The sequence below is a fragment of the Mesorhizobium sp. M7A.F.Ca.US.005.03.2.1 genome (genome assembly GCF_003997795.1).
GTDB classification, from domain to species: Bacteria; Pseudomonadota; Alphaproteobacteria; order Rhizobiales; family Rhizobiaceae; genus Mesorhizobium; species Mesorhizobium ciceri.
Genome location: NZ_RZRP01000661.1, coordinates 1 through 3,588, shown reverse-complemented (window position 1 = coordinate 3,588; position 3,588 = coordinate 1). Strand labels below are relative to the sequence as shown.

Annotated in this window: 4 protein-coding genes; 1 reads left to right on the top strand and 3 read right to left on the bottom strand. The window is 64.3% G+C overall.

Annotated elements, in window-relative coordinates:
- Positions 1-422: 422 nt before the first annotated feature.
- Positions 423-1,112, bottom strand: coding sequence for an SDR family NAD(P)-dependent oxidoreductase (locus EN991_RS27815; RefSeq protein ID WP_024502571.1), 690 nt, complete (start codon positions 1,110-1,112; stop codon positions 423-425).
- A gap of 371 nt (positions 1,113-1,483) precedes the next feature.
- Between EN991_RS27815 and EN991_RS27810 the strand changes: the two genes are divergently transcribed.
- Positions 1,484-2,599: an anhydro-N-acetylmuramic acid kinase gene (locus EN991_RS27810; RefSeq protein ID WP_127369954.1), complete on the top strand. Its 1,116-nt coding sequence runs from the start codon at positions 1,484-1,486 to the stop codon at positions 2,597-2,599.
- Here the strand turns inward: EN991_RS27810 and EN991_RS27805 are convergent.
- Together EN991_RS27805 and EN991_RS27800 are read right to left on the bottom strand one after the other, a co-directional pair.
- On the bottom strand, positions 2,596-3,018 hold the full coding sequence (locus EN991_RS27805; protein WP_127369953.1) for a GNAT family N-acetyltransferase: 423 nt from the start codon (positions 3,016-3,018) through the stop codon (positions 2,596-2,598). The genes EN991_RS27810 and EN991_RS27805 overlap by 4 nt on opposite strands.
- The coding region (locus EN991_RS27800) for a sigma 54-interacting transcriptional regulator (protein ID WP_164769413.1) at positions 3,015-3,588 on the bottom strand (574 nt) is incomplete at its 5' end. The genes EN991_RS27805 and EN991_RS27800, both read right to left, overlap by 4 nt.

Here is a 3,588-nt window from a genome sequence, read left to right as displayed (position 1 = left end):
GGCCAGTTCCATGTCTATGCCATTGTCCCCCGATCCGTCGGCCGGGAAGAACGGATTGGAAGCGAAGGCCGGCATTGCGATGCGCAAGGCATCGCCGCTCGCGATCGGCTTTGGGGCGTTCTCCGCCTGCTGTCCTGGAGTGTTGGCCGCCCGGGCTTGCGAGATCAGCAACCCGCCGCTCCCGGCCGCAAGCAGTGTACGACGTGTAACCGGCATACGCGTTCTCAATTAGACCGGGAAAGCCAGCAAGATGCACAACCGACGTTAAACAAACGTATATATTACACTGGGCTTTTTTATGTATCGGATAAGCAGCTCAGAGCCACAAAATATTAGTATCGCCTAATGTAAAAGGAGTGGCGGAAGGCTCGCGTTACTTCCCGCCAGGCGATCAGTTGGCCCCTAGGCGATCAGCTGCACTGTCAAAACGTCTCTGCCCAGGGCCGCAGCTCAAGCTCCGAGCTCCAGGCGCTGCGATGCTGGCGATGGGTTGTAAGATAGGCCTCGGCGATGGCGTCCGGCGATAGACGGCGGTCCGGCCGGCCGGGATCGGCCACCTGTCCGGGCGGCTCGATCTGGCCGTCGATGATGAAGTGGGCGACGTGGATGTTCTGCGGAGCGAGCTCGCGGGCCATGGACTGCGCCAGGCCGCGCAGGCCGAATTTCGGCATGGCGAAGCCGGCTGAGCCGGGAAATCCCTTCACGCTGGCGGTGGCCCCGGTGAACAGGATCGATCCGGAACCCCGCGCAAGCAGCCGGCGCGCCGCCTGCTGGCCGACCAGGAAGCCGCCATAGGCGCCGACCAGCAATGCCTGTTTGACCGCTTCGGCATCGAGCTCGGCGATCGGTCCGCGGGTGCGCGCGCTGGCGTTGAACACTGCAAGCGCCAGCGGGCCGGCCTTGTCTGCGGTGTCGAACAGGCTGGCGACGGACGCGACGTCGGCAACATCCGTCTCGACGGCCAGCGCACCGGTTTCGTCGGTCAGAGCGCTGAGCTTCTCGACATTGCGGGCGGCCAGAACCACGCGAAAGCCTTCCCGGGTGAGAAGGCGCGCAAGCGAGGCGCTCAGACCAGCGCCGGCGCCTGCAATGACGGCCACATCGGATGCCATGATTTTTCACTCCTTGCGGATTTCGGCGGAAGCGTTCGCCAGATCAGGCAAGGTCGCGCCTTCGGGGCTGACAGGCAAGAGGTGGCATCTCGGCGGTTGTTGAGCCAGACGGCTGCAGAACCGACGTTGCGCGGTCCAGCATCGCCTGTGGCGCTACGAAGGCCGTTCGGTCTTCAGCACCGAGACCGCCACTTCGACAGTGGCAAGGCTTGGACCTTGCCCGCCAACCGGATTCATCCGACCGATATTTTGACGGTAGGATCGTCAGGCTTCGCAAAGCTATCGGTGATCTCATCGATGGGGACTGGAGCATGGTCCCGAAAAGTGGGAAACGGTTTTCGGAAAAGATCATGCTCAACGAGGAAACGACTATGGAACCAATCTGGGCCGTCGGCCTGATGACCGGCACGGTGCTGGACGGCAACATCGACGTCGCGCTGATCAAGACCGATGGCGAGCAGATCGAGGATTTCGGCACCTATCGGCTGATGCCCTATCCCGCGTCGATCCGCTCGCTGCTGGAAGAGACGCTGACGGAGGCGCGGGCGTGGAATTTCGTCGGGCCGGAGCCGGCGATCTTCCGCACCGCGGAGGATGCCCTGACACGCGCGCAATCGGCGGCCGTCAAGGAGTTGGTCGAAGGCTGTGGCATGACGATGGCCGATATCGGCATTGTCGGTTTTCACGGCCAGACCGTTCTGCATCGTGCGCCGCAGGTTGGACGGCTGGGCCAGACCCGGCAGCTCGGCGACGGTGAGCTGATGCATGCCATACTGGGCACCAAGGTCGCATACGATTTCCGCTCGGCCGACATGCGCGCCGGGGGGCAAGGCGCGCCGCTGGCCGCGGTCTATCACACCGCGCTGATGCGCAGCGCCGGTGCCAATGGCGAGGTCGCCGTACTCAACCTCGGCGGCGTCGCCAACATCACCTGGTGGGACGGCGCTGACAATGTCGTCGCCTTCGACACCGGCCCCGCCAACGCGCCACTCAACGATTTCATCAAGTCGAAGGCGCTCGGCGAGATGGACCGCGACGGCGCGCTTGGCCGGGCGGGAACGGTCGACGAGGCCCGGCTCGCCAAGCTGCTGCAGCACCCTTATCTGAGCAAAGCCTACCCGAAATCGCTGGATCGTTTCGACTTCGGTGCCGCGATGGCGGACGGCCTGAATGCAGAGGATGGTGCAGCCTTGCTCACCGCGTTCACCGCCGGCGCCGTCGGCAAGGCACTCGACCTCTTACCAAGCCGGCCTAAAAAGCTGGTGGTCAGCGGCGGAGGTCGCCATAATCCGACCATGATGGCGATGCTGGCCAGCCGCGCCGGCGTCGAGGTGGTGCAGGCCGAGAGCCTGGGCTGGAGCGGCGACGCGGTGGAGGCGGAATGCTTTGCCTTCCTCGCGGTTCGCGTGCTGCGCGGGCTGCCGATCAGTTTTCCGAGCACGACCGGCGCACCGCGGCCGATGCAGGGCGGAAAACTCGCCGGTTAAGCCAGTTTCTTCTGCAGGAAGATGCGGCTGCGGCCGACGGGGAAGTCGGCAAGTGTTCCAAAGGGCTGATAACCCTGGCGCTGATAGACCTTGGCGGCATTCGGATTGAAGGTGTCGATCCAGGCGTTTTGACAGCCGCGCGCCACCGCTTCATGTTCGGCCGCGTCCAGCATCTTGCCGGCCATGCGCTGGCCACGCAGCCGCTCATCCACCCAGAGCCATTGCACATAAAGCCATCCCCAGGCGGTGTAGCCGGAAATGCCGGCGACGACCGCGCCGGCGTCGTCGCGCACGAACACCGCAAGCGCATGCCTTTCGGACGCGCCGACATCGCCGTCGTTGAACGCCGTCAGCCTTTCGCTGAGAAAAGTGAGGTCTTGCGGCGAGGGATTTGCCGTCGTTTCCAGTGTCGTGTTCATCGCTTTTCCGAGATGGGTTGCGTATCGGCATCGCCGCCATTGCGAAATTCGGACGCGGCAATGCCGTAGCGCTTGAGCTTGTCATAAAAGGTCTTACGCGGCACGCCGAGCGCGTCGATGGCGCCGCGCACGTCGCCGCCATGGTCGCGCAGCGCATCGCGGATCAGTTGCGCCTCATAGTGGCCGACCCGTTCGGGCAATGCTGCCGCAGGCTCCGGCGAATGCGCGCGAACCGTTTTCGTCTCCTCGTCCGGGCCGAGACCGAGCGCGACGCGATCGGCGAAATGGGCGAGCTCGCGCACATTGCCCGGCCAGTCATGCGACTGGAGATGATCGCTGACGGCTGCATTCACCTTGGCGACAGGCCGGCCAAACCGTTCGGCCGCCTTGCCGAGGAAATGCCCGAACAGCATCGGGATATCGCCGCGGCGTTCACGTAGCGGCGGAATGCGCAGCGTCACCACGTTGAGGCGAAAATACAGATCCTCGCGAAAATCGCCGCGCTGGTCCGGCCGCCCGAGATCGACTTTGGTCGCCGCGACGACCCTGAGATCGATGCGCCGGATCTCG